A 26,645-nucleotide genomic window follows, 5' to 3' on the forward strand; every position below is an offset into this window, starting at 1 on the left:
TTTTGGCAGATAAAAGGACTGAATAATGGAGGAATCATTTTGGAAAACAACAATGAGAAGATAAAAGATAAGGATTACAAAAGGGAAACTGCGAAAGGGAGCTCCGGAATGGTCGTTACAGCTCATCCTGTCGCAACTTCAATAGGGGAAAAAATATTACGTGAAGGTGGAAATGCTGTCGATGCGGCCGTCGCCATCCAATTTGCCCTAAATGTTGTTGAACCAATGATGACTGGTATCGGCGGAAGTGGTTTTCTTATGGTATATAATGCAAAAGATAAGGAAACGAAAATATACGACGGCCATGTAAGGGCACCTAAAGCCGCACATCGAGACATGTTTCTTGATGAAAAAGGGGAAGTCATCCCTTTTAAAGAGAGATCTATCAAAGCAACAGCGGTTGGCATTCCTGGAATACTGAAAGCTATGGATGAAGCACTCGCCGAAAATGGCAGCAAGCCATTGGCAGAACTTATCGAGCCATCCATTGAATTTGCTGAAAAAGGAGTTCCCGTCAATTGGGTTCTATGCGATGCTCTTAAAAACTTTGAATATCGATTGGGCGATGAAGCGCGCAAGTTCTTCATACCAAACGGAAAACCCTATCAGGATGGCGATTTGCTGATTAAAGAAAAATTGGCGAATACCTATCGGATATTACAACGTGAAGGAATTTCCGCTTTTTATGAAGGTGAAATCGGAGAGGGCATCATTTCCTGCATACAAGAACTTGGAGGGTTCATGGAGCTTTCTGATTTAAAGGGCTATAAAGCTACTATCGATGTACCAATGTATGGGACTTATAAGGATTATTTAATTGCTTCATCAAATGCGCCAAGTGCCGGCGGATTCACGGTCATTCAAATCCTGAAAATTTTGGAAAGCTTCCAAATTGAACAATATGACGCCCGTTCTTGGGAAAAATATTATTTAATCGCAGAAGCGATGCGTCTGGCATTTACAGATAAAAAAGCATTTCTCGCTGATCCCGAATTTGCCGAATTGCCATTGGCGGGTCTCATGCATGATGAGTATATAGCTAAACGCCGCTCATTCATTAATTTCAAGGCAAGAAATAATGCCATTGACTTTGGAAACCCTTGGATTTATGATTCCGTGCAACAAAGGGAAGTCATTCCGCAACCTAATGAAGAAGAGATCAGTGAAACGACGCACTTTACTGTCCGTGACAGATGGGGTAATATCGCAGCATGCACTTCTACAGTGGAACATCCATTCGGGTCAGGCATTATGGTTTCCGACTATGGTTTCATGCTGAATAACGAACTGACTGATTTTGATTCCATTCCTGGCGGCATGAATGAAGTGCAGCCCAATAAACGCCCAGTCAGCTGTAAAAGCCCGACCATCATCTTTAAAGACGGCGAGCCGATCTTGACGTTAGGGTCACCAGGAGGACCAACCATCATCAGTTCAGTCGTACAAACGATTATTAATGTACTCGATTTAAAAATGGATTTGAAAGCAGCCATCGAAGAACCTAGAATTTTCACTCCGATGGGGCCTCATATTGAATGGGAGCCTGGAATGGATATGACTAGCAAAGGTCACTTGGAAGCAATGGGCTTCGCCTTTAATGAAGTTCCCCACTCAATAGGGAATGTCCAAGCGATTCAAATCAACCCCGATGGCTCAAACTATGGTGCTGCCGATTCAAGCCGGGAAGGCTGTGCAATGGGTTTGGAAGAAACAGATTATAAATCGTGATCACTGGATGGAAATGAAGCCAAAATGGAATTTGGATGTTTTTCTTTTTAGTACCTCAAATCCAAATTCCTCAAAGCGGGAGCTGCGGTAATGGTCTTTCAACACGACTCTATTGCGCGCAACCCGCTTGGCTTCTTTCATTATTTCAACCGATAGATCCTTACCATCCGCAAAATGAGTCAGTCCCCTGATACCATTCGATTCCTGAATCGTTTCTTCAAACATGGGATCGAAATATACGACATCAAAATGATTATCCGGCAATGTTTTCAATATTTCGTAATGGTCACCCTGCCTGACCTCTATTCTTCTCATCGCAGAAATCATTTTTTCTTCTGCATCCTCCCATGTTTTCATTCCACGGTCCACGAGCAAGGCCAAATATTGATTTCCTTCCAATCCGACAACCCGTCCATGTTCACCCACCGCGAAACTTGCGACAATCGCATCAGAGCCCAATCCCAAGGTACAATCAAGCACAGTATTCCCTTCATTTATATCTCCGGCAATGAGAAATGGATCACTCTCTCCGCGCATTATTCTTTTTATACGGATCATCGCTAGGTTCGGATGAAAAAAGAATGGTTCTTTTTCCTGATATCGATATAACTCCATCCGCTTTTTACCAAAAACAAGGCAATCATCTTCATTATGTTCCGCTTGGATATCACTCACCGATCGTTTTCTTCTTGCTATAAAGGGGATTTGCAATTCTTCAGCTAACCTTTTGGCTAATATCATCGTTTCTTTATCGGCTCTTCCTACTGTTGTGACAAACATGAATCCTACCCCTTCATACTCTCTTAAAATTTGAAAAGAATGCCCTGTTTCCAGGACATTCCGCTTCATCACTTATTTACTTACTGAACGCTGCCAATAAATTTTCCATGATGGCTTCCATTGGCTGTCCTTCTATATCATGGCGCGGAATGAAATGTACGACCTCTTTGCCCTTTAAAAGAGCCATGGATGGTGAAGAAGGTTCTATTCCATCGAAGTATTCGCGCATTTTAGCTGTCGCTTCCTTATCTTGGCCTGCGAATACAGTTACCAAATGATCTGGCTTATTGTCCGCTTGGAGTACGGCTTGAGTAGCAGCTGGACGAGCTAACCCGGCAGCACAGCCGCAAACTGAATTCACGACCACAAGTGTCGTACCTTCCACCGATTCCATAAAGTTTTCAACCGCTTCAGCGGATTCCAACTCATCAAAACCTGCCTGCACCAGTTCCGCACGCATTGGTTTCACCATTTGTTTCATATATTCATCATATGCCATCGACATAAAAAAACCTCCTTGGTTACAATTCTTCAATTAGTATAATGATACTATATTCTTCAGTACATATGCAAAAATGACGCTTAAAGCTTTGTAAAATTTCATTTTTCTTCACAAAGAAACATGGTGACAGAAATCCAGTTTCCTTCTGCCACCATGTTTTAGTCTTCCCTTTAAACTTAAACTTTCATCACTCCGCCTGAGCTGGCATTCGTCACAAGTTTGGAATACCGTGCTAAATAGCCAGTCCTGACCTTTGACTCGAAGCCTTTCCAATTGGCTTTGCGTTTTTCGAATTCTTCATCGGAAATTTCCAATTGGATTTTACGATTATTCAAATCCAATTCGATGATATCTCCATCTTCAACAAAGGCGATCGGGCCTCCCTCAGCTGCTTCGGGGGATATATGACCAATGCTGATGCCTCGCGATGCTCCTGAAAAGCGGCCATCAGTGATCAAACCGACTTTCGCTCCAAGTCCCCTCCCGACGATTTGGGAAGTGGGTGCCAACATTTCCGGCATTCCCGGCCCACCTTTAGGCCCTTCGTAACGAATGACCACTACATCCCCTTCTTTAACCTTTCCGGTAATGATTCCGGAAAGTGCATCTTCCTGGGAATCGAAACAAATGGCCGGACCCCTGTGATAGCCACCAACTGATGCGTCAACGGCGCCCACTTTTACGATGGAGCCTTGAGGAGCAAGGTTACCGAACAATACCGCAAGCCCGCCACGCTCAGAATGCGGATTATCCAATGGATGGATTACATCCTTGTCCAATATTTCACAACCGGCAACATTTTCGCGGAGCGTCTTACCTGAGACAGAAAGGCAATCTCCATTAAACGCACCTGGTTTTTTGAGCAACTCATTAATGACGGCACTTACACCACCGGCATTATGTACATCTTCAATATGGTAATCGGATGCCGGTGCAATTTTCGCTAGATGCGGTACGCGGTTAGCTATTTCATTTATGCGTTCCATCGGATATTCAAAACCTGCTTCATGTGCCAATGCAAGCGTATGAAGCACGGTGTTCGTCGAACCGCCCATCGCCATATCCAAGGCAAATGCGTTATCAATTGCATCAATCGTCACGATATCACGAGGCTTGATATCCTGTTTGATTATCTCCATCAACTGTTTAGCGGATTTCTTAACGAATTCCTTACGTTCTTCGGCTACCGCCAAAATCGTTCCATTTCCCGGTAGCGCAAGTCCCAATCCTTCAGCCAGGCAGTTCATGGAGTTTGCTGTGAACATTCCTGAACAAGAACCGCAAGTAGGGCATGCAACTTGCTCGATCTCCTGCAAATCCTCTTCATTGATATTACCTGCTTGATAAGCACCCACCCCTTCAAAAACGGATGTTAATGAAAGAGATTTACCATTTTTATCTTTACCTGCTTTCATGGGTCCGCCGCTTACGAATATTGTAGGAATATTGACACGAAGTGCTCCCATCATCATTCCCGGCGTTATCTTGTCACAGTTTGGAATGCACACCATACCGTCAAACCAATGTGCCGATACAACAGTTTCCACGGAATCTGCGATGATTTCACGGCTTGGCAAGGAATAGCGCATACCAATATGACCCATTGCAATTCCATCGTCTACCCCGATCGTATTAAATTCGAAAGGAACACCGCCCGCTTCGCGAATCGCTTCCTTCACAATTTTCCCGAATTCCTGAAGGTGGACATGACCTGGAACGATATCGATGTATGAATTACAAACCGCGATGAACGGTTTACCGAAATCTTCTTCTTTAACCCCTGCTGCCCGCAACAGACTTCTATGTGGAGCTCGATCGACCCCTTTTGTAATCATGTCACTTCTCATATTTGATGTAGACATTTGTTGTACCCCCAATTTCCGCTAAATGTTTAATGATTCAGAATAATATAATTTTTAGTATACTCTAAAAATTCTAACATATTTATAGACAAATGCAACCATTCTTCACTAAATATCTACAAAAATCATTTTACTAAAATAATAGAGTTCTAATTTATAGATTCGACCTCAGGGGAACCCCTTTCAAACGATTGGAAATGATCCTTAAAAAAAATAATAAGGCATGCGGATTATATCAGCCGCATGCCTTTTTCCTGGGTCATTTCAAATTACTTGTCATTCGCTTGTCTTGATTCTGTCATTTGCTTCCAAACCGAACCTTTTGCTTCTTCGCCATTTTCTATACGGTCTATGGCCATCTTGACCTGCAGGGCAACTTCGAATTCAGGATCCTGTTCCGCTTGTTTAAGATAAGGGAGGGTCGTTTCATTTCCCACTTCGTATAAAAACATCGCGGCCCGCCATCTAACCAATTTATTTTTATCCGAAAGTGATTGAGACATTTCTCCCATCGCTTCTTCAAAGCCAAGATCTGATAAACAATCACCAGCAGTACGTCTTACGGCCGTGCTTTTATCTTTCAAGGCTTTATACAAGCTCGGAAGCACTTTTCTATCTTCAATCATACCCAAGTATACTACCGCGAGCCTTCGAATGGAGACTTTACTGTCGGAGAGTGCCATATCCAATACTGGAATATCATCAACCGTAGGATCTTCCATTTGTTCTAAAGCCTGATAACGCTTTTCCCAACTTTCATCATTCAGCATTTCTGCAGTCAGTTTAATTTTTGGACGTTTCAAAATTGCTTCTTTCGTATCGACCATTTCTTGTGCAGCTGCAACTAGCCGATTAATTCGATCTTCCGGATAAGCTGCGATCAGTTCATCCGATACTTCCTTCACGATATCTTCCATATCACCATATCTTACACCATAATCCTTCCATTTTCGAAGCAGGACTACATTATCATCTTCTTTTTGGGCAGCGGCAATGCCCTTTATGAAATATTCCGGTAAGGCAAAACGTTTTTCGTGTTGACTATCACTTGCTTTAATTTGCATCGGAATGCCCTTGAATTGTTGAATGGCAACAGTTACTTCACCGTAATGTTCATTTAATGCCCCTTGTTGATTTTGTTCCTCGGTTTTTTCTCCAAAGACCTGACGGATTTGGACCAAGATATCTTTCCAATCATATTTCGCGTTTCGCTCAACGGCTAAGAAGTCCGCAACATGATATACCCCTTTCACTCCCTCAATCGTAAATAAATCCCTTATCAGCTTGGGTGCCTGGTCAGCTTGATCTTTCTTATAATTATTGCTTTTACCAGCTAATAGCTCTTCTGTTAAATTGATTTTCATTGTATTCGGACTTGGTGTAGGTTCTATCGACTTTATTTTCAATGCATTTCTCTCCTTTTACAAGACGTTTCCATGTACTAGATATTATCACATCGCAAACAGATTCTCATGCAATTGAGATTGGCAAAAAAAAGACTGATCCAAGTTTACATCCTTGGACCAGTCACCACGCTCATTCTTCTTCCAATTTTTCCGCTAAATACGCCCATCTTTCCATCAAATGGTCTAATTTATCCGTTAGTTCCTTTTCTTCTTCAAGAAGCAGGCGGACTTTTTCAAAATCGCTTCCCGCTGCTGACATTTCTGATGTTATGTCTTTCAAGCGCAGCTCGGCCCGCTCCATGTTCCCTTCTATCTCTTCCCATTCCTTACTTTCCGCATAGGTCAGTTTTTTCTTTTTCTTTTCGGTCCGGTTCATCTGTGGCTCTGGTGCTTTTACTGGCACAGCCTCTTCCGTCTTGTCTTCCAAGAACTCTGAATATGAGCCGTAATAAAAGTCAATGTCACCTTTATTCTTGAAAACAAGAAGCTGGTGGCACGTTTTATCCAAGAAATACCTATCATGTGAGACAGTAATGACTACACCTGAAAATGTTTCTAAATAATCCTCAAGAACGGTCAAGGTTTGCGTGTCCAAATCATTCGTCGGTTCATCCAAAAGCAGGACATTAGGTGCCGACATCAATATGTTAAGGAGATATAATCGCCTTTTCTCCCCACCGGACAGCTTACGAATTGGTGTCCCATGCGATCCCATTGGAAATAAGAACCTTTCAAGCATCTGTGCAGCCGATATGAAACTACCATCTTTAAGGGCGATTGAATCCGCCGTTTCCCGAATATACTCTATCATGCGCAAATTCTCATCCATATCGACGCTTTCTTGCGTATAGTACCCTATTTTCACGGTTTGCCCTTTTTCCAGGTTTCCTTCATCTATGGATTCCCTACCTGCCAGGATATTCAACAAGGTTGACTTTCCGCTGCCATTATTACCGACGATCCCAATTCGATCACCTGGTTTGAAGAGGAAGGAAAAATGGTTGATGATGGTTCGATCACCGAAGGATTTAGATACATCCTGCATCTCAAGTACTTTTTTCCCAAGACGGGCACCGCTTAATTCCATTTCCAGGTTCTCGGTTTTCTGCTTATCCTTTACACCTGATTCCAATGTTTCGAAGCGTTGGATCCTGGCCTTTTGTTTCGTTGTCCGGGCCTTTGCACCCTTACGGATCCAGGCCAGTTCTTTTTTGAATAGACTTTCCTTTTTCGTTCTTTCAGCCGATTCATTCTCTTCACGAATGGCCTTTGATTCTAAATAATCCGCATAGTTTCCTTTGTATTCGAAAAGCTGGGTCTGGGCGATTTCCCAAATCTTATTGGACACACGATCAAGGAAATATCGATCATGGGTTACAAATAAAACGGATTTTTGATATTTACCTAAATATTCTTCAAGCCAAGTGATGCTTTCAAAATCGAGATGGTTCGTAGGCTCATCCAAAATCAATAAATCAGGGGTCTCAATCAAGGTTTTTGCCAGGGCCGCACGTTTTTTTTGGCCGCCTGACAGTTCCCCCAGTCTCCTTGAATGATCAGGAAGTCCAAGCTTGGTCAGTATCGTTCTGGCATTGGCACTTGTATCCCAGGCGCCTAGCGTGTCCATATCCTGCTGCTGTTTTAACAAACGATCCTGTATTGCGCTATTCTGCGGGTCCACTTGAAGTTCAATGAGCGTCTTTTCATACTCTTTAATCAACGAAAATACAGGAGTTGAACTTTCATACATATATTCCATGATCGTCAATTTCTCATCAAAATGCGGATCTTGGGACAGATAGGAAATCGTATAATCATTCGGATGATCCTTCGTTCCTAAATCACTGTCTTCCAGCCCTGCGATGATATTCAATAATGTCGATTTACCGGTACCGTTTATCCCAACGATCCCGATTTTTTCCCCTTCGGTAATGGAAAAAGAGACATCTTTAAAAAGCAGCTTTTCCCCCTGGGTTTTCATTACATGTTCCATGCTAAAAACTTTCATAATCGTACATCCCATTCCTTATTAAATTCCTCTAAAAATCCTACCATATATTCATGCCTTTCACTAGCAATCTTCTTGGCTGTACAAGTATTAAGCATGTCTTGCAAGCGCAATAATTTTTCATGAAAGTGATGAATGGAAGAGCTTTTTCCATTCCTGTATTCCTTCTTGGTCATGTTTTCCCTAATGGGCAATGAAGGATCATACATAAGCTGTCCCTTCTTTCCGCCAAATGCAAATGTCCTGGCTATGCCAATGGCACCAATTGCATCCAAGCGGTCCGCATCCTGAACAATTTCAGCCTCTATCGAAGGTAGCCTCATCTGCCCTGCACTAAATGAAATTGTATTGATGATCTGTTTGATGGCATCAACACTATCAATATCCAACTTTATTTCATCAAACCAAGCATCAAGCTTTTTCCAGCCCCCATCGGCTTCCTGGTTTAGTTTATCATCAGGGATATCATGAAGCAGAGCCGCCATTTCAATGATGAACTCATTTCCTACTCGTTCTTCTTTTGCAATATGTAAAGCCAGCTTACGAACACGATCGATATGGAACCAATCATGGCCGCTGGCATCAGAATTCAATTGGTCATATACATACTTCTCCGTTAACTCAATCATCGTTTGTTTCATTTCACCACTCCATGTCCTTTCTATTTTACCATGGTTCTCAATAATGGTGTTCTTTAATCTTCATTGAACCAACTGAGCCCAATCGTCTGTTCACCGGTATGCACCCCGATGGCGCTCCCCAGTGGGGATACATGGATCAACACATGAGGGAATTCTTCGGAAATCATCTTTTTCCATTTTCGTGCCTGCTCCGACACTCCACCATATAATATGGTGCATTCCTTTACTGTTCCCGCTTCGACTGATCTGCGAAAATCAGTGAAGATCTGTTTTTCCGCTTTTTTAATGTTCCGAGGTTTAGCTTTAGTATGGAGCACACCATTTTCAATTGAAATGATAGGTTTAAAGCTCAATAGGCTTCCTAGAATATACTGTGCGTTTGTTAACCTGCCGCTCCGATGCAGCTGATCTAAAGTGCCTATCATTACATAGGTCTCATGGTTATCCGCATACATTCTCGTTTTGACGAATGCTTCATTGATGGAATCGCCATTTTCAATATAATGCATGAGCCGTTTCAAGATTAATAGCATTGGAAAGGAAATAAGTAAAGTATCAAAAACGTCAACAGGGATCGTGACCATTTGTGCAGCTTGCCTGCTCGCAGAAACCGTCCCGCTCAATTCACTGGAAAGATGTACGGCTATGATTCGATCATAGCGTTTTTCAAGCTCCTTATATAATTCCTGGAATCGGCCGACCGAGGGCTGTGACGTGGTTGCCGTGATTTTTTCCTCACTCATCCGCCGGTATAATTCCTCAGGTAATAGGTCGACGCCATCTTCATATTCCTTCCCATCGATGATGACGACCATCGGAACGATGTATACATGTTCATTCAATGATAATTCTTCATCTAAAGTTCCCGTACTATCTGTTACCCATGCAATTCGTTCCATGGTTTCCCCCCTCATTTGTGTCTTCTATTATATTCAATATCCCAACCATCTGTCCCCTTTTAAAAACGGATGCATGCAATAAATATCTCACCTCAAGAAAAGAGCCCAACAGAAACTTTCGTTGGACTCGATTTCATAGTTCATATTAATTTTTTTATATCTTCTTCCATTTCCAGAGGTTTTGTTTTAGGTGCAAACCGGCTGACGATATTTCCATTACGATCAATCAAGAACTTTGTAAAATTCCATTTTATCGATTTGGACCCCATCACTCCAGGAGCATTTTCAGTCAGATAGCTGAATAAGGGGTGGGCTTCCTTGCCTTTGACATTCACTTTTGCAAACATCGGGAAGGTTACACCATGATTCAATTTGCAATATGAATCGATTTCCAGATCATCACCAGGCTCCTGATTCAAAAACTGATTACACGGAAAACCAAGCACGACTACCCCATCCTCTTTATATTGCACATACAGACTTTGCAAATCATCATACTGTGGCGAAAAACCGCATTTGCTTGCGGTATTCACTATAATCATCACTTTCCCTTTATATTCCTCAAGCGAGATGGTATCGCCATTGATTTTATTGACTTCAAATTCGTAAATGGACATGAATGATCTCTCCCTTTAGTATGATGATTCATTTTACCGTATTTAAAGGTAGGTTTACCAACTTTAATCCTTTTCCTATCATCCAGGAATCTTCACTGCTTGAATGGATTGAATCAAATACTCTACCATGTCTTCCAAATCATCCATTTGCTCCTCTCTTACAAGCCTTCCAAATGAAATTTTATATATAGAAGAAGTAATGGGTTGCATTTTTTTACTGACCGTTTCGCTGGTCGTCACTGATATGATTCTCTGATCTCCCCAGATTTTTTCCAGGTCACTCATAAATTGCTCAGCATTCACATCATCAAGCTTTTTAGGAAAAGAAATGAATATATTGACCGTGCAGCCTGAATGCGTATCATCAATAGCTGCATCGAGTAACTCCGAACTTAGGTTATGTAGGGAAGCGTGTAGCTCAATGGCACCGCTAATGGAAATGGGCGCGTTTGTTTTTTTCAATTCCATCTCGATCTTATATGATCTGGACATGGTTGAGAGATTCACTATATCATCACGGTTTATGACCAATATATCCCCAATGAAGTCACGATCGTAAACCGCTCCTTCCAATACCACTTTCATGTTTTCAAATGCTGTAGGATCAAACAATCTCCAAACACCTCTCCAACTTCATAGTTAATGTATTCCGATCTTCCCATTTTACCATTCCCAGGCCATTTCCTTCGGGATTTACAAGAAATTATTAAAATAGCTTTTCTATTCAATAATTTTCTATATAATTAAAATATTATGATTTTTGAAGAAGGAGGCTAATCATGCCAATCAGAATTCCGGAACAACTGCCAGCAAGGGAAATTTTAGAACAGGAAAATATCTTCGTAATGGATGAGCAAAGAGCTACCAATCAGGAAATCCGTCCATTGAATATATTAATTTTAAACCTAATGCCAGAAAAAGAAAAAACGGAGGCCCAGTTATTGCGCTTTCTTGGCAATACTCCCATTCAAGTAAATATATCATTCCTGCGCTTAAGTACACATGAATCAAAGAACACAAGTAAATTTCATTTAGATCAGTTTTATAAATCATTTAATGATATTCGCACAAAGAAATATGACGGCTTGATCATTACAGGCGCTCCAGTGGAAAAGCTGGAGTTTTCAGACGTTAATTATTGGGAAGAACTGCAGAGCATCATGAACTGGTCAAGTGAAAATGTCACTTCCACCCTACATATCTGTTGGGGGGCACAAGCTGCACTGTACCATCATTATGGAATAGGCAAATACGAACTTCCAGAGAAATGCTTTGGGGTATACACTCATGAGGTTCTTGAACCGAATGAAAATCTAGTCCGCGGATTCGATGATTATTTTATGGCCCCTCATTCACGCTATACGGATATTGACTATCAAAAATTAGTTAACCATCCTGAATTGAAGGTTCTCGCACAGTCCGATCAAGCTGGTGTATTGATGGCTGCTTCAGTTGATGGAAAAAGAATTATGGTTACCGGCCATTTCGAGTATGATGCCGATACCCTCGGTGAAGAATACAAGCGCGATAGGGAACGCGGGATCAATACACAACTCCCTGAAAATTACTTTCCTGATAACGATCCGACCAGGATACCTCTTCACCGCTGGAAGAGCCATTGCAGCCTGATGTTCTCGAATTGGCTGAACTATTATGTCTACCAATCAACCCCTTATGAGTGGGATTGAAAGGGTAAGAAAAAAGAAGCTTTCACTTTGAAATGAATCGCTTTTTTATGGCAGACACATCCGATCATCATGGGAAACAACCTGAGTATCTGACTCAGGTTGTTTGTTTCATGATTCCTTATTACCGAAATATACCTCTTCAAAAGGTTGGACCACCACAAATCCTTGTCCTTCGAATTTCATTTGAACGGATTCGCCGCTTCCCCTTCCAAAAAACGACTTCAATGAAACATCCGTTACGAATTCAGGCTGCAATTCCCCTGACCATGCTACTGTGGCATTCGGGTCGGTATAAACTGGATTCCCAGGTTCCACCATTAAAGTAAGAGGCTCATAATGGGAAGTGAATGCGACCATGCCTCTCCCCTCGAGCCTTACGTTGAACAATCCCCCCGCCAATAACCCGGCAATGCGCCGCATCATTTTTATATCCCATGAAATCCCCGGCTCAAATGCGAGTAAATCATTTCCGTTAACACAGATCGATTCACCATTTAACTGTAAAATGGAAATCTTCTTCCCTTGATCCGCGACGTATAGCTTGCCGCTTCCGGTCGCTTTCATCAGGGATGCCCCCTCACCAGTTAAGGCTTTTTTAAAGAGTTTACCAAGACCATGCTCCAAGATGCCTTCCCGCTCGAATTTAACATGACCTCGATAAGAAACCATCGTCCCCATTTTTGCCCAGATCTGCTTTTCCAAATTAATCTCCAAGATTCGTTCCGTTTCAAGTTCGAATAATCCTTGCCCTTTATCCTGCTGCTTCGTCTTTTCAACGAATTGATCGATTTGATACTTCCCCATCACTTCCCCACCTCTTTTTGCAGGAGGAAAAGCCACATGAACGATACAGCTTGCTTTAATTCCTTTGAAAAATGTCCCAGCTTTGCATAGTCCACCCCTCTCTTTGCAACGCCGGTATCAGCCACTGCCTTCCATCCCGTTTCTAAAGCCATTTTTTCAAATTCCCACGGCTGCATGGTATTCATGATGACTTCATCTCCCAATAACCGGTGGAAGCTGAATTTTTTTCGCGGCTCAGCTGTTGGACCAAGTATTCCAAAACAGACATAACCTCCAGGCTTTATTACCCGTTGGATTTCCTTCATCACCGTTAATGGTTCGCCCGTATATTCCAAAGAATTAATGACCATTGCTGCATCCATTTCTTCATCTTTGAATGGAAGATTATAAAAATCCCCTTGCAGGAAAGAAAGTCCTGGTTGTTGAGCGGTTTTCCCCTTTGCAAATTCAATCATCACATTGGATAAATCAACTCCAGTTACTTCATATCCCGCTTCGGCCAATTTCAAGGAACCAACTCCATCTCCACAGCCTATGTCAGCCACCTTCAATCCCGAAGGCACATATTCAGAAAAGAAGGGAATGATGTTTTTCCGACTCCCCGTTTCCCACATTTCTTGCGAATTCTTCACCCACATAGGTGCAAAAACATCCCATTCCTTTTCCGACTCTTTATGCCATGTATGTATATTCATAAGAAATTCACCCTCCCATTTAACCCCTAATCAATAAGTTACTGAAAAACACAAAAACACTTCGTTTTCCCGAATCAAAATACCGGGGCCTCTTTATAGCTATTCTGTTCATAATTAAAAAATCCTCTTTTAAAACATTACTCCCCTTTAGACCTTATTTGTAAAATGAACCATGCCCGGCTCAAGAAGACAGATGATATTAAAACATAAAAAAAACTGCCAGCGGCAGCTTATTTTGAATTTTCTTCATTTCTTTTTTGTATCTTTCGTAAATCCTCGACACGGTCTGGAGATTCTTCAAAGAATTCAACCAGGTCTCCAATCCTATCGATGGCATTCCAACTAAGGTGGTGTTCAATCCCCTCTACATCCTGATAAATATTTTCTTCCTTGACCCCTATCAACCTTAGCATCTGTTCTAAAAGTTCATGGCGGTATACGAGCCTTTTACCAACTTTTTTCCCATTTGCGGTTAAGACCAGACCCCGGTACTTTTCATATATCAAGTACTTTTCCTGATCAAGTTTTTGAACCATTTTTGTAACAGAAGATGGGTGGACGGAAAGATTTTCAGCAATATCGGAAACCCTTGCATACCCTTTTTCTTCAATAAGTAAATAAATTTGTTCTATGTAATCCTCCATGCTCGGTGTAGGCATTCGGAATCCTCCCATTCAAACGCATATCTAAAAATTTTACTATATATACGACCCCGAAACAAGAAGATATAAGTCTCGGGGCGCCTTTAATGAAGTCTTTCCTTAAGTTTGCTTGACGTTTTGTTCTGTCGGGAAAGTAAAACTGATCTTCTTTTCAGCATCGGACCACGATAGAATGGCATCAAAGGTCTTTTCCCCTTTTTTAAAACCGCTTATCAGATCCGTTTCACCGCTCGCCAACAGCTTTTTTATATTTGCTTGACTGATTTTCTTATTAAGGATTTTTTTGGAGATGGTGAAGTTACACTTTGTTTTTTGATAACTTACACATCCATAGAATTCCCCTTTATCGACAATCTTAGAACCGCATAGTTTACAGCTGCCCACAGATGCCGAGCTTCTTTTTTTAGAGCCGCTCCGTTGAATCGACTCGGTATCCAGCCCTTGAAAATCCCAGTTTTCCGATGATTCCACGGCATCACTGATGATTTTTGCCGACATCTTTTTAACAGCTTCCATAAAGCCGCCAGCTGAAGCCTTCCCTTCACCGATTTCCCTCAAACGCTGTTCCCATTTGGCTGTCATCTCGGGTGAAGCCAGGATTTTCTCCCCGATTGCAGTAATCAGCACTTTTCCTTTATCTGTCGCAAACACCTGGTTTTTTTTGACATTGATGTATTTACGGTCTTTGAGCATGGTAATGATGCCAGCCCGAGTTGCTTCGGTTCCGAGACCCTCGGTTTTCATCAGTACTTTTTCTAACTCTTCATTATCCAGATGCTTTCCGGCAGTTTTCATCAAAGTGATTAGCTGACCCTCTGTATAGCGCTTAGGAGGTTGGGTTTTTCCCTCTTTCACCTTTATATTGGCGACATTTCCAGTATCCCCTTTGGAAACGGACGGCAAAATGATATCATCATCATCCTTGTCATTATTTTGGAAAATCACTTTGCGCCATCCCTCTTGGATCTGCTGCTTGCCTTTAGAAATGAATTCGGCCCGCTTATCGACGAGCGTTTTAATGGTGGTGTAATCGAAAATGGCCTTCTCATAATGGGCCGCAATCAACCGGCGAACAACCAAGTCATATATATTCCGTTCTTCAGCGGAAAGCCGCTTTGGGTCGGTTACCTGCTCCGTCGGAATAATGGCATAGTGATCAGTCACTTTTTTTTCATTTACAAACCTTTTATTATTCATGATGTTCGGTTGTGGCAAAGGAAACAGGGTTTCATATTCTGAAAATCCGCTTAGTTTTTGCAAGATATCGGGAAATGTTTCGGCTTCCCCCTCCGTTACATAATTGGAATCTGAACGTGGATAAGAAACGATCCCTTTTTGATATAAACTTTGTACTATATCAAGCGTCTGTTTCGGTGAATATTTATAAATCTTGTTCACTGTAGCTTGCAATGACGATAGATTAAATAACAAAGGCGGCTGAAATTCTTTCCTTTCAGTATCCATTTCCGCTATTTCAGCTTCCTTACCCTTGCAAAAGGCGGCAATTTTATCGGCCATTTCTTTAGTCTTTATTCTCGGATCATTGTTCTGCTGCCATTTTCCCTGATATTTCTTTCCATCCATCTTGAAGTCAGCGAACACTTCCCAGAACGGCTCAGACTTGAATTGCTCAATTTCCATTTCCCGCTTCACTATCAAAGCAAGAGTCGGTGTCTGAACCCTTCCAGCTGAAAACACATCCGAAACGCCCCTTTGTTTCAACAAAATACTATACGCTCTCGACGCATTCATTCCAACAACCCAGTCCGCGCAAGCTCTCGTATACGCTTCATAATAAAGCGGCCTGGTTTTTTCTTCGCTCTTCAAATTTTGAAATCCCTCATAAATCGCTTTCGGGGTCAAAGAGGATATCCATAAACGTTTCATCGGTTTATTGACATTGCATAAGTTAACGATGTTGCGTACAATCAATTCTCCTTCACGCCCGGCATCACCTGCATGAATGATTTCATCGACTTCCGTTTTCCTAAGCAAAGTCTTCACAACATTGAATTGCTTTGCCTTTTGCCGGGTCACTTCATATTGAAATTTCTCAGGAATCATCGGCAACGTTTCCATAGACCATTTTTTCCATTTTGAATGATAGGTTTCCGGCGAAACAAGTTGACATAAATGTCCGACGGCCCAAGTTACATAAGCTCCATCGGGGAAAAGTTCATTCGGCATGATTTCTATATAGCCTTGCTGTTTTTTCGTTTTAAATTGAGCCGCTAGCGTTGAACCTTGATCTGGTTTCTCCGCAATGATTAGCTTCATGATCATCTTCACCTAATCCGTTACAAAATATCTTTCCCCTATCATTATACCTTAATTATCACAATCGGCTAGATATGACTTCGTTTTTACCGGACTGATAGTAGAAAGCATGAAATGATTGCTTACCTTCGGTGAAGAGTGAGGTTTTCAGTCAGTTGATAAAAACCTTCTAAAAATATAGGCAGATTAATATGCAAAAAAATACTAATGGATGGTCACCACAGTTTTTGGAATCGGAGTATAAATAAAAGTAACAAGTGCGATGTTACAAATGCCCTCCCTAGCTTTTCACTGTTTAGATGTAAAATTTAAAATTTTTGATATTAATAAAAAAGCGAGTATAACGGCAAATTTCATTCCTGAATTCTTACTCTTCATCACATTTCACATCGTATAAAATATTAAATTCATTTTATTGAATGCTTACCATTAATGATAAATAAAAAGCTACCACACTTAATACACTCATTGTGAAACCTAATAGAATAGGTGCTCTTTTTATGTAAGACAATATTGTTAATCCCAAGCAGGGTAAAGCTAACATTAATAACATTGCACTGTTAAATTCAAAACCAAAAACTATTACTAAATCGCGTGTTATATTTCCTTGATATAATAGATCGAATAATATGGACGGTCCTGATGAGCCAATTGTTGTTTCAATATCATGAGGTGGCTCTTGTTGCCCTAATACAGCAGTAGCAGAGAAAATTAGAAATACAATTAAACTCTCAGCTTTCGTCCAAGGTCTTGGGTTAAAATTATCACTATTTTTTATTTTTTTTCGTATCAAAATGCTATTAATGAAGACATAGGCCAATAATGGAATAATGAGCAGATGTTTAATTAAAAGTGCTTGTCCATAAGGAAGGATCCAAGATTTTGCATAGTCTTTATAATCGATCACTACAGTCATTAAAAAAATTCCTGATATAACCGTCATAAAGAAACAAATTAATGCAACGGGTGTAAACCACCTTAAAAATTTCATCCAATTTAAGTGACCTTTTGAAGCCCAACTAACCACGAATAAAATTCCTGCCCAAATTGATACAGCTAGAAAATGAATAGTGTGTACAAGGAATCCTTTCCATTGCTCAATAGAACTAGCATGACTAGACCAACCTAGTGCGAGAATTAATATGGACGTAATGACAATACCAATGGATGCATATAGCGGACTCTTTCGATAATCAAACCAAACAATATAAATAAATAATAGATTTGAGAGTAAATATGTAAAAATCCAGGCTTTTCCCACTTCAAATGTAAAAAGTACCGATTTAAGTGTTTGCTCAAACCCAATGTCTTGATAAAGATATAAAATCACTTGTAAAACGGGTATAAATGAAAAGATTCCTATACCGGCTGTAGCTAGCATTAATACACCTTTAGGGACGTTAATATCTGGTCTATAAGCACTTGGTACAAGCTGAAGGATAAAACTGCCCATTAATAGGGAAAAACAAAGATATAATAATGGTTCACTGATGATTCCAATCATTAACATTTATTATTTCTTCCTCCTCATTAGCCATAGAAAACTCCCAGCAACTATGACAAATAAAGCACCAATAACGGAAGGGATTATATAAGAAGATTCGTTACTTTGTACTTCATGTTTTGGTTTTTTTATGGGGTTTTCTTGATTATCTTCTACTTGTTTTGGTTCTCCTTCTCCCGTATCACTCTTCGTTTCACCGGTTTCTTTATTATTAGGTACCTCTACTGAAAAAGAAAACTTTCCTTCTATTGGGTGTCCATCTGCACCAATGATCTCCCAGTCCACTTTATAATTTCCATTCTTTAAAGGTTGAAGGAAATTAGCCCACATCTCCTCCTCCTCGATCACAAAGTTTCCTAGTTTAACATATTCACCGTTTGAGTTCGAAACACTAATTCTACTGTTCTGTTCAACTTTTGTCGCAAAAATTAAAGTTAACTCCTGAATGGGTTCTGTAATTACTTCACCATCTTTAGGTGTTGAGTCTTCCAGAGAAGTGTGTGCTAGTGCTTGCTTTGAAAATAAGATGAAAAGTAATAAAAATAATAAAGATACTTTTTTTATCATTCCAGATACTCCTTTTACAAATTTAATTCATCAATTTGACACACATATTAGCTACTGCTAATATGATGATAACAAAACATATTAGTCCTGTCTAATATGTTAGGAGGTAAATATATGCAAATTACTGATATAGATATGAAGGTTAAACTAATTCATGGATTTTCTAATAAAACAAGGATACAAATCCTCGAAAGTATAAAAAGTCAGGAAAAAACTGTGTCTCAAATTGTAGAAGAAATTAAGGGGAACCAGTCTAATATTTCACAACACCTTGCTTGCTTAAAGGGCTGTGGAATTATTGTCGGAAGGAATGAAGGAAAATACTGCTATTACAGTTTACGCAATCAGCATATACGAGATTTATTAGCAATGTTTGATGTAGTACTGGAAGATGTTCAAAATGACGTTGCATGCTGCGAAAGCCATATAGATTAGGAGTGCATAAAATGGCTGACAAAAGTTGTAATTCAAATAATGATGCCGAAAATACAGAAAATAGGACGGATAGTTGTTGCAGCTCCACCAAGTTAGAAATAAAACAAGAAAACACAAGTTGTTGTTCAAGTAACAAAGATTCAGTAAACAGCTTTAATTCAATACCTATTTTTATACAAACAGAAACTAGTTGTTGTAGCAGTAATACATCAAAGGAAAAAGATAAAGAATTAGAGAAAATAAACTGTTGCAGCACTTCCCTTCCAAGTGAAAAAAAGCAAGAAACCACTAATTGCTGTAGCAGTAATACAACAATTAAAGAAGATGAAACATTAGTGAATACAAGCTGTTGTAGTAGTAATGAACAACAGACAATCTCGAACTCTCTTCCTTCTGGGGAGAAAATGGCTTACAGAGTTCACGGAATGGATTGTCCGGCTTGTGCAAAAACCATTGAAAAAGGTTTAAGTATATTGAAGGATATCGCTGAGGTAAAGGTTAATTACAGCACCGCGAAAATGCAGGTGGCTGCTAGTCACCTTGATGCTTTTGTCCCAATTGAAAGTGAAATCAAAAAGCTTGGATATTCTATTGAGCCTTTAGATCAAAAAGGGAATACAAAAACGTTCGAAATTGCTGGAATGGACTGTGGTAGTTGTGCTAAGAGTATAGAAAACCATTTGAATACCCTCTCAACAGTTAAAAATGTCCGTGTAAATTTCTCTACCGGGAAAATGAAAATTGAACATACCGATAGTGATGAAAATATTATTTCTGAGGTTACTAAAATTGGCTTTAAAGCTTCATTACAGTCAAATAAGAAATCGATACAGACTAACAAAAGTAACGAAAATGGCTTAATAATCTTGTCTGGAATACTAATCGCTCTGGGGTTTATCGGCTCATTTAATGGAATTTCTCCATTGATGTCCACTATGCTATATGTAATTGCAATGGTTATAAGTGGATTTAAGCCAGTCAAGAGTGCATCCTATGCAATAAAAAGTCGTTCTCTGGATATGAATGTTTTAATGTCAGCTGCGGCTATTGGAGCTGCTCTAATAGGTGAATGGCTTGAAGGAGCTACCGTTGTTTGGTTATTTGCAATTGGAAACCTCCTACAAACAAAATCAATTGAACGTACAAGGAATTCAATTCGTAATCTTATGGATTTAGCTCCTCCTGAGGCTTGGGTCAGAGTTGGGTCCGAGATAATTAAAAAATCAGTTGAAGAAATAACAATTGGTGACATTATCATTGTTAAACCAGGCGATAAGATTCCTTTAGATGGTGAAATCATTCAAGGTGAATCAAGCGTCAATCAGGCTCCAATTACCGGAGAGTCCATTCCTGTAGATAAGGAAATTGGTGATACAGTATACGCAGGAACTATAAATGAAAATGGTTCTCTTGAGATTAAAGTGACTAAGTTAGTTGAAGATACCACCATATCAAAAATTATTCACTTGGTTGAAGAAGCACAGGAACAAAAAGCGCCAACAGAAGCATTTGTAGATAAATTCGCAAGTGTTTATACACCTATTGTATTTATTTTAGCATTGGCAATTATGTTGCTGCCCCCACTCCTTGGATTTGGTACCTGGGGAGACTGGTTTTATAAGGGACTCGAACTGTTAGTTGTAGCTTGTCCTTGTGCTTTAGTGATTTCTACTCCTGTTGCTATCGTATCAGCCATTGGGAACGCTGCGAAGAACGGTGTCTTAATTAAAGGTGGTACGTTCTTAGAAAAAGCTGGTGCCATTTCTGCCATTGCATTTGATAAAACAGGGACTTTGACTGAAGGAAAGCCAAAAGTCACAGAAATCAGGACTTTACACGTAACAGAAGATGAATTACTTTCAATTGCCTTAACACTAGAAGATTATTCAACACATCCTATAGCCAAAGCAATTGTTGGATATGCCAATGAAAAAGGAATTCAGCCTAAAATTGGCGAGCTATTCAGAAGTATCGTTGGAAAAGGTGTTCAAGCGACTATTGATGGTAATATTTATTACGGTGGTAATTTAAAACTATTTGAAGAAATGAATGTTTCCTTAGATGATGTAAAAAATCATGTTCAAGAGATACAAAATAAAGGAAAAACTGTAGTTATAATCGGGACACAGCATCAAGTAATCGGGATAATTGCAGTTTCTGATACCATCCGTGAAACAACAGCTTCTACTTTAATAGCATTAAAACAAAGTGGAGTTAACCAAACAGTAATGTTGACCGGGGATAATGAAGGATCTGCTAAAATGATTGCTTCAGAAGCTAATGTTACTCGTTATTTTGCAAATTTATTACCAGAGGATAAAGTAGATGCCATAAAGAAATTACAAAATGAAGGACATAAGGTAGCAATGGTTGGAGATGGTATTAATGATGCCCCAGCACTTGCAACAGCAGATTTAGGTATTGCTATGGGCGGTGCAGGGACTGACACCGCAATGGAGACAGCAGATATTGTTTTAATGGCTGATAACCTTGATAAACTTCCTCATACAATGAAGTTAAGCAGAAAAGCTTTAACTATTATTAAACAAAATATTTGGTTCTCCGTAATTATTAAAGTCATTGCATTAGTCTTAATCTTCCCTGGCTGGCTTACACTTTGGATGGCTGTATTAAGTGATACAGGTGCTGCATTAATTGTTATTTTAAATGCATTAAGATTGTTAAAATTTAAACAATAGATGTTAATGAGATGCTTCTTGATAAGAAGCATCTCATTTTTTCATAAAAAATACTATTTTTATCTTCGAAATAAAGATTGATCAAAAGTTCCTCCCGAGCCCCATATTAACTTAAATTAGAATCCATTTTGAAAAAAGATTGACCAAAATGGATTCTTTTATTTATAAAGGTTGCCGAAGCAACCAATTATTGATGCACAAATCCTCTCTTTTCTATTTTTGATGATGTAAAGTTTAGTTCTCATAAACAATAGGCTAGATCCATTCCACCCTTTTTGCAGCAATATATCGTCTGTAACCGTCCGGATGGATCTTAGTTCATCCACCTTTCCAGATCCATACTTGCTTATCATCGTATACGAAGTATTCTGAAAAAAGAGTTGACATCAAACTTGTACTCACCTTAAAGTATAGCTTATACAACAAAAAGTTTCCTTAAGGAAACTTTTTAGAAGGGGGTCAAGTAATGACTGATGAGAAAAAGGTTTCCCGCAGAGATATTTTAAAGATGGGGACTGCAGGTGCGTTTGGAGTAGCTGGATCTTATTACTTAAATAAAATGGCACAATTTCCAACTATGGCTCAGGCATCCAATAATTCGTCTCACAAGAATGGCAATCATTCCAATCATGCAAATATGAGTGATAAAACAAAAACCACAGGTTATAAAATGGCAGAACGGCTCCTTACTGAGTTTGATTATGGAAACGTTACCAAGCTGCCCAACGGTCAAACACTCCGGGAATATGAAGTCGTGGCAATTGATAAGGAAATCGAAATTGCCAAAGGAATTAAATTTCCAGGCTGGACTTATAATGGAACAATTCCAGGGCCTTCTTTTCGTTGTACCGAGGGGGACCTTTTGCGGTTTCACTTTATTAATCAGGGCAGCCATCCCCACTCTATTCATTTTCATGGAATTCATCCTCCAGAGATGGACGGTTTAACTTCTATTTATCCTGGACAGAAATTCACGTACGAATTTGAAGCGAAGCCTTACGGATTACAAATTTACCATTGCCATGTGCTCCCCCTAGCCCGCCATATTCATAAAGGCTTATACGGTAATTTTATTATTGATCCAAAGAAGCCAAGAGAGCCGGCATTAGAGTTAAACATGGTTATGAATGGATTTGATTTGGATTTAGACGGCGAAAACGAGTTTTATACGGTGAATGGCTATGCCTTCGCATTTATAAATCACCCTATTAATATCAAAAAAGATCAACTCGTAAGGATCTATCTAAGTAATTTAACAGAATTCGACTTATTAAATTCGTTTCACTTGCATGCGAATTACTTTACGTATTATCCAACCGGGAGAAACGATAACCCCTCTCAGTTCACTGATACGATCATGCAATGTCAGGGAGAACGTGGAATTATTGAAGTTCGATTTCCATACAAGGGAACATATATGTTCCATGCCCATGTAAGTGAATTTGCTGAGTTAGGCTGGATGGGATTCTTTGAGGTCGAATAAAAAAGGAGGGATAATTATGAAGGGAAAATGGCTAATTACTGTTTTAATACCGTTAGTATTACTTATAGGGGTGCTAGGTTGGGTGCTAATGAATGGAGCAGGTGTAGAAAAAGATCCTGCAGCACCGATAGAAGTCTTGAACATTGAACGCATCAAGGTAACTAAATTCGGTTTCGAATTATCTGTTAGTAATACCGGACCTAAACCCTTAACGATTTCTCAAGTGATGGTTAATGATTCCGTGTGGAATTATAATGTCTCTCCTCAAGCAAAACTTGAACGATTTGATGAGGGAAAGGTGACCATCTCTTACCCATGGGTGGAAGGTGATCCACATACCATTAAGTTAATCACAGAGAATGGCATTATCACGGAAGGTGAAATTGCAGCTGCCACACTCACTCCAGAAACCACCTGGAGCAACTTTCTTAATTACGGCTTAATCGGATTTTACGTTGGAATTGTCCCGATCACATTGGGGTTGTTATGGTATCCATTTATGAAACGTTTCTCACGAAAATCTATAAATGGGATTCTTGCGCTTACCGTTGGGCTCCTTTTATTCTTATTTGTCGGGACTCTGGCTGATGGATTTGAAATTGGTGCAGAAGCACCTTCTGTCTTTCAGGGGAATATGGTTGTCATAATTGGGGCTTCCTTAACCTTTTTATTATTGATCGGCTTTGATCAGTATCAACAAAGAAAACAAGAAAGGAAAGGATATTCCCCTTTTGGTCTGGCTTTGTTAATGGCTACCGGAATTGGCCTTCATAACTTTGGAGAAGGTTTGGCAATTGGTTCTTCCTTTGCACTAGGTGAAGCTGCTTTAGGAACCTTTTTAATCGTAGGGTTTACCCTTCACAACATCACGGAAGGGATTGGAATCGCTGCTCCTTTATTAAAGGCCACACCTCGTTTTAGAGACTTTCTATTACTTGGAGTTATCGCAGGTGCACCCGCCATTGCGGGTACATGGGTGGGCGGATTTATCTTCTCACCAATTTGGGGAGCTTTATTCCTTGGTATTGGAGCAGGGGCCATTCTTCAAGTAATTTATGTAATAACAAAAATGCTCATTGAAGATCATAGAAAACATAATGAAGCATCTGTTTCATGGTTAAACCTTTCTGGTTTCGCGATTGGACTATTAATCATGTACTTTACTGCATTTTTCGTGAAATTTTAAGGGATGCCTTAATCTTGTTTGGACCCATAAACAATTCCCGAACTAGGTAGAGCTATTCAACATTGTTGAATTAAAAATTAACCAACGCTGCTAAAACTAATTAAAAGGAGCGTAATTGGTAATGAGAATTTGGAAAAAAAGAAGTAATTTTGGTAGATGGGTGGATAAACAAAAAGACCTAAATGAATTAGATTTAGAAAGAGCATCAAATATAAGTAGAGGTACAATTTCAAAATTATGTAGCGATCCGAACTATCGACCAAAAATTTCAACGGTAATTAAAATAAATCAGGGCTTAATGGATTTAAACGAGTTTTTTTACTGAAGTTATTCTAAAAATGATCTAAAAGGAATTACAAAATTTAATTACTTGGGGGAAGTATTATGTTTCAAAGTATAGGTATACCAGGTTTAATTTTAATACTTGTCATTGCCTTGATTATTTTTGGACCTAAAAAGCTGCCGGAAATCGGTAGAGCTTTTGGACGTACTTTAACTGAATTCAAGGGTGCAACCAAGGGATTAGTATCTGACGAAGATAAAGGAGAAGGAGAAGGGGAAAATCCTGAGTTAACGACTGTTGAAAAGAAGCAGGATAAATCAGGTGATGCCTAAGAATTAAAAATTGTTCCTGCTTTTTGATTTTTAAAAATATCAACAAAAAAGTATTACGTTTACAAACGGTCTTAGCAAACTATACAGCCTATTTCTAAAATTTTATACGCTAAAAGAATTCCAACATAAAAAGTCGATCTCCTTTACATGAACTGCACCCCAATTGTTAGACACAACTAACAATTGGAGGTGCAGCTTTTTTATGGCGAGATTTTCTTCAGAAGAAAAAATACAGGCAGTTAGACAATATATGGATGGTAATGAGGGAGGAAAAACTATTGCTAAATCTACTGGTGTTCATCCGAGTTTACTCCATCAGTGGATTAAACAATTTGAACTTTTTGGTGTTGATGCTTTTGAAAAACGCTATACACCCTACCCCGCACAGTTTAAACTAGATGTACTCAATTATATGAACGAACACGGGACGTCTATCAGGGAAACAGCGGCGATTTTTAATATTCCATCTTATGAAACACTTCGAAAATGGAAAATTGCTTATGAAACAGGAGGATTTGATGCCCTACAATCAAAGAAAAAGGGGCGTCCATCCATGAAAAATAAAAATAATAAGACATCAAATTCTCAAGTACCCGATGAAGGATCAATAGAGGCATTACAGGCGGAGAATGAACGTTTACGTATGGAGAATGCCTATTTAAAAAAGTTGAATGCCTTAGTTCAAAACAAGGAAAAATCACCAAACAAGACAAAGCACAAGTAGTCTATGAATTAAGGAATGCATTCTCGGTGAAAGCACTTATACAGCTCGCAGACATTCCGCGTAGCACGTATTACTATTGGGTGAAAAACTTCGGTCGTCCTGATCCAGATGCAGAACTGAAAGTATTGATTAAATCTGTTTTCGATGAACATGAAGGTCGGTTTGGTTACCGACGTATTCGTGATGAACTTAGAAATCGCGGACACAAAGTAAACCACAAAAAGGTACAACGTATCATGAAAGAACTAGGGCTAAAATGTCTTGTCCGTATGAAAAAGTATCGCTCTTACAAAGGAACTGTGGGCAAGATTGCACTAAATATTTTAGATCGCAATTTCAAAGCTGAAAAACCAAATGAGAAATGGGTTACGGATATTACAGAGTTTAAATTATTTGGAGAAAAGCTATATGTATCGCCGATATTGGACTTATTTAATGGAGAAATCATTACGTATACAATCGGTTCAAGACCAACCTACTCACTCATTTCAACGATGTTAGATCAAGCTTTTGAACGCTTAACAGACGACGATACTCTCCTTATTCATTCAGATCAAGGCTGGCATTATCAAATGAAACAATTCCGTGATGCCCTTAGGGAACGTGGCATTACGCAAAGTATGTCTCGCAAAGGGAATTGTTACGATAACGCTGTTATGGAAAATTTCTTTGGTATCATGAAATCGGAACTTCTTTATCTAAAAGAATTTGAAAGTGTGGAACACTTTAAACAAGAACTAGCAAAATATATAGAATACTATAATCACAAACGAATCAAGGCAAAATTAAAACATACTAAGGTTAGTAGTGCGGACCAAGGCATTGGTCCACACTACTATTTTTTATATAGTAGAAATGAAGAA

At 39.5% G+C, this 26,645-nt stretch carries 24 protein-coding genes; 9 read left to right on the forward strand and 15 right to left on the reverse strand.

The annotated features are described in order from the left end of the window. Positions 1 to 39: 39 nt before the first annotated feature. A complete protein-coding gene (gene ggt, locus AC3WLU_RS20215) occupies positions 40 to 1,728 on the forward strand; it encodes a gamma-glutamyltransferase (protein WP_492597793.1) in 1,689 nt (562 codons plus the stop codon). On the opposite strand, the gene AC3WLU_RS20220 is transcribed toward ggt, so the two are convergent. The 9 genes from AC3WLU_RS20220 to AC3WLU_RS20260 form a co-directional block, all read right to left on the reverse strand. Beyond that, the gene (locus AC3WLU_RS20220) at positions 1,729 to 2,508 is read right to left on the reverse strand and encodes a class I SAM-dependent methyltransferase (protein ID WP_187049644.1); all 780 of its coding nucleotides are present in this window, start codon (positions 2,506 to 2,508) and stop codon (positions 1,729 to 1,731) included. Positions 2,509 to 2,584: 76 nt separating this feature from the next. Further along, positions 2,585 to 3,013, reverse strand: a complete 429-nt coding sequence (locus AC3WLU_RS20225) for a BrxA/BrxB family bacilliredoxin (protein WP_057277313.1) — start codon at positions 3,011 to 3,013, stop codon at positions 2,585 to 2,587. 173 nt (positions 3,014 to 3,186) lie between these two features. Next, positions 3,187 to 4,857 carry a dihydroxy-acid dehydratase gene (gene ilvD / locus AC3WLU_RS20230; protein ID WP_034311212.1) on the reverse strand — a complete coding sequence of 557 codons (1,671 nt, stop codon included), beginning with the start codon at positions 4,855 to 4,857 and terminating at the stop codon, positions 3,187 to 3,189. A gap of 284 nt (positions 4,858 to 5,141) precedes the next feature. Further along, the gene (locus tag AC3WLU_RS20235) at positions 5,142 to 6,278 is read right to left on the reverse strand and encodes a conserved virulence factor C family protein (protein WP_492597794.1); all 1,137 of its coding nucleotides are present in this window, start codon (positions 6,276 to 6,278) and stop codon (positions 5,142 to 5,144) included. Positions 6,279 to 6,408: 130 nt separating this feature from the next. After that, positions 6,409 to 8,286, reverse strand: a complete 1,878-nt coding sequence (locus AC3WLU_RS20240; RefSeq protein ID WP_063575863.1) for an ABC-F family ATP-binding cassette domain-containing protein — start codon at positions 8,284 to 8,286, stop codon at positions 6,409 to 6,411. Then, on the reverse strand, positions 8,283 to 8,927 hold the full coding sequence (locus tag AC3WLU_RS20245) for an HD domain-containing protein (protein ID WP_145504780.1): 645 nt from the start codon (positions 8,925 to 8,927) through the stop codon (positions 8,283 to 8,285). The genes AC3WLU_RS20240 and AC3WLU_RS20245 overlap by 4 nt, the downstream gene beginning before the upstream one ends. A gap of 53 nt (positions 8,928 to 8,980) precedes the next feature. Further along, positions 8,981 to 9,826: a DegV family protein gene (locus tag AC3WLU_RS20250; protein ID WP_492597795.1), complete on the reverse strand. Its 846-nt coding sequence runs from the start codon at positions 9,824 to 9,826 to the stop codon at positions 8,981 to 8,983. A 140-nt stretch (positions 9,827 to 9,966) separates the two neighbouring features. Continuing rightward, complete coding sequence (locus AC3WLU_RS20255; protein WP_268564077.1) at positions 9,967 to 10,443, reverse strand: glutathione peroxidase; 477 nt, start codon at positions 10,441 to 10,443, stop codon at positions 9,967 to 9,969. A 78-nt stretch (positions 10,444 to 10,521) separates the two neighbouring features. Next, complete coding sequence (locus tag AC3WLU_RS20260; protein ID WP_283928745.1) at positions 10,522 to 11,055, reverse strand: hypothetical protein; 534 nt, start codon at positions 11,053 to 11,055, stop codon at positions 10,522 to 10,524. Between the two features lie 167 nt (positions 11,056 to 11,222). On the opposite strand from AC3WLU_RS20260, the gene metA reads away from it, so the two are divergent. Beyond that, positions 11,223 to 12,131, forward strand: a complete 909-nt coding sequence (gene metA, locus AC3WLU_RS20265; RefSeq protein WP_057277307.1) for a homoserine O-acetyltransferase MetA — start codon at positions 11,223 to 11,225, stop codon at positions 12,129 to 12,131. Positions 12,132 to 12,239: 108 nt separating this feature from the next. Here metA and AC3WLU_RS20270 read toward each other — a convergent pair whose 3' ends face one another. The 6 genes from AC3WLU_RS20270 to AC3WLU_RS20295 form a co-directional block, all read right to left on the reverse strand. Further along, positions 12,240 to 12,935 carry an AIM24 family protein gene (locus AC3WLU_RS20270; RefSeq protein ID WP_098864242.1) on the reverse strand — a complete coding sequence of 232 codons (696 nt, stop codon included), beginning with the start codon at positions 12,933 to 12,935 and terminating at the stop codon, positions 12,240 to 12,242. Further along, a complete protein-coding gene (locus AC3WLU_RS20275; RefSeq protein ID WP_492597796.1) occupies positions 12,935 to 13,630 on the reverse strand; it encodes a class I SAM-dependent methyltransferase in 696 nt (231 codons plus the stop codon). The genes AC3WLU_RS20270 and AC3WLU_RS20275 overlap by 1 nt, the downstream gene beginning before the upstream one ends. 230 nt (positions 13,631 to 13,860) lie before the next feature. Then, complete coding sequence (mntR, locus tag AC3WLU_RS20280) at positions 13,861 to 14,289, reverse strand: transcriptional regulator MntR (RefSeq protein ID WP_048687667.1); 429 nt, start codon at positions 14,287 to 14,289, stop codon at positions 13,861 to 13,863. A gap of 102 nt (positions 14,290 to 14,391) precedes the next feature. Continuing rightward, the gene (locus AC3WLU_RS20285) at positions 14,392 to 16,569 is read right to left on the reverse strand and encodes a DNA topoisomerase III (protein ID WP_492597797.1); all 2,178 of its coding nucleotides are present in this window, start codon (positions 16,567 to 16,569) and stop codon (positions 14,392 to 14,394) included. Between the two features lie 412 nt (positions 16,570 to 16,981). Further along, complete coding sequence (locus AC3WLU_RS20290; protein ID WP_492597798.1) at positions 16,982 to 18,079, reverse strand: copper resistance D family protein; 1,098 nt, start codon at positions 18,077 to 18,079, stop codon at positions 16,982 to 16,984. Positions 18,080 to 18,082: 3 nt separating this feature from the next. Beyond that, positions 18,083 to 18,640 carry a copper resistance CopC family protein gene (locus AC3WLU_RS20295; protein WP_492597799.1) on the reverse strand — a complete coding sequence of 186 codons (558 nt, stop codon included), beginning with the start codon at positions 18,638 to 18,640 and terminating at the stop codon, positions 18,083 to 18,085. A 114-nt stretch (positions 18,641 to 18,754) separates the two neighbouring features. Here AC3WLU_RS20295 and AC3WLU_RS20300 point away from each other — a divergent pair, with 114 nt between their 5' ends. From AC3WLU_RS20300 to AC3WLU_RS20330, 7 genes are all read left to right on the forward strand, one after another. Then, entirely contained in the window at positions 18,755 to 19,075 is a 321-nt protein-coding gene (locus AC3WLU_RS20300; RefSeq protein WP_363928839.1) for an ArsR/SmtB family transcription factor, read from the forward strand. Between the two features lie 11 nt (positions 19,076 to 19,086). Continuing rightward, positions 19,087 to 21,774 (forward strand): heavy metal translocating P-type ATPase, encoded by a 2,688-nt coding sequence (locus AC3WLU_RS20305; RefSeq protein WP_492597800.1) that lies wholly within the window; start codon positions 19,087 to 19,089, stop codon positions 21,772 to 21,774. A 466-nt stretch (positions 21,775 to 22,240) separates the two neighbouring features. Further along, the gene (locus AC3WLU_RS20310; RefSeq protein WP_492597801.1) at positions 22,241 to 23,257 is read left to right on the forward strand and encodes a multicopper oxidase domain-containing protein; all 1,017 of its coding nucleotides are present in this window, start codon (positions 22,241 to 22,243) and stop codon (positions 23,255 to 23,257) included. Between the two features lie 16 nt (positions 23,258 to 23,273). After that, the gene (locus AC3WLU_RS20315; RefSeq protein ID WP_492597802.1) at positions 23,274 to 24,443 is read left to right on the forward strand and encodes a ZIP family metal transporter; all 1,170 of its coding nucleotides are present in this window, start codon (positions 23,274 to 23,276) and stop codon (positions 24,441 to 24,443) included. Between the two features lie 121 nt (positions 24,444 to 24,564). Beyond that, a complete protein-coding gene (locus tag AC3WLU_RS20320; protein WP_492597803.1) occupies positions 24,565 to 24,768 on the forward strand; it encodes a helix-turn-helix domain-containing protein in 204 nt (67 codons plus the stop codon). 59 nt (positions 24,769 to 24,827) lie between these two features. Next, a complete protein-coding gene (tatA, locus tag AC3WLU_RS20325; RefSeq protein WP_214809697.1) occupies positions 24,828 to 25,058 on the forward strand; it encodes a twin-arginine translocase TatA/TatE family subunit in 231 nt (76 codons plus the stop codon). A gap of 202 nt (positions 25,059 to 25,260) precedes the next feature. Next, positions 25,261 to 26,645 (forward strand): IS3 family transposase gene (locus tag AC3WLU_RS20330; protein ID WP_492597804.1). Its coding sequence is split into 2 segments (ribosomal slippage), with 1,386 coding nucleotides annotated over them: positions 25,261 to 25,732 and positions 25,732 to 26,645; the frame shifts between segments, so codons are not numbered across the junction. This gene is flagged as partial in the annotation.

The organism is Peribacillus sp. FW305-BF15, assembly GCF_058783805.1.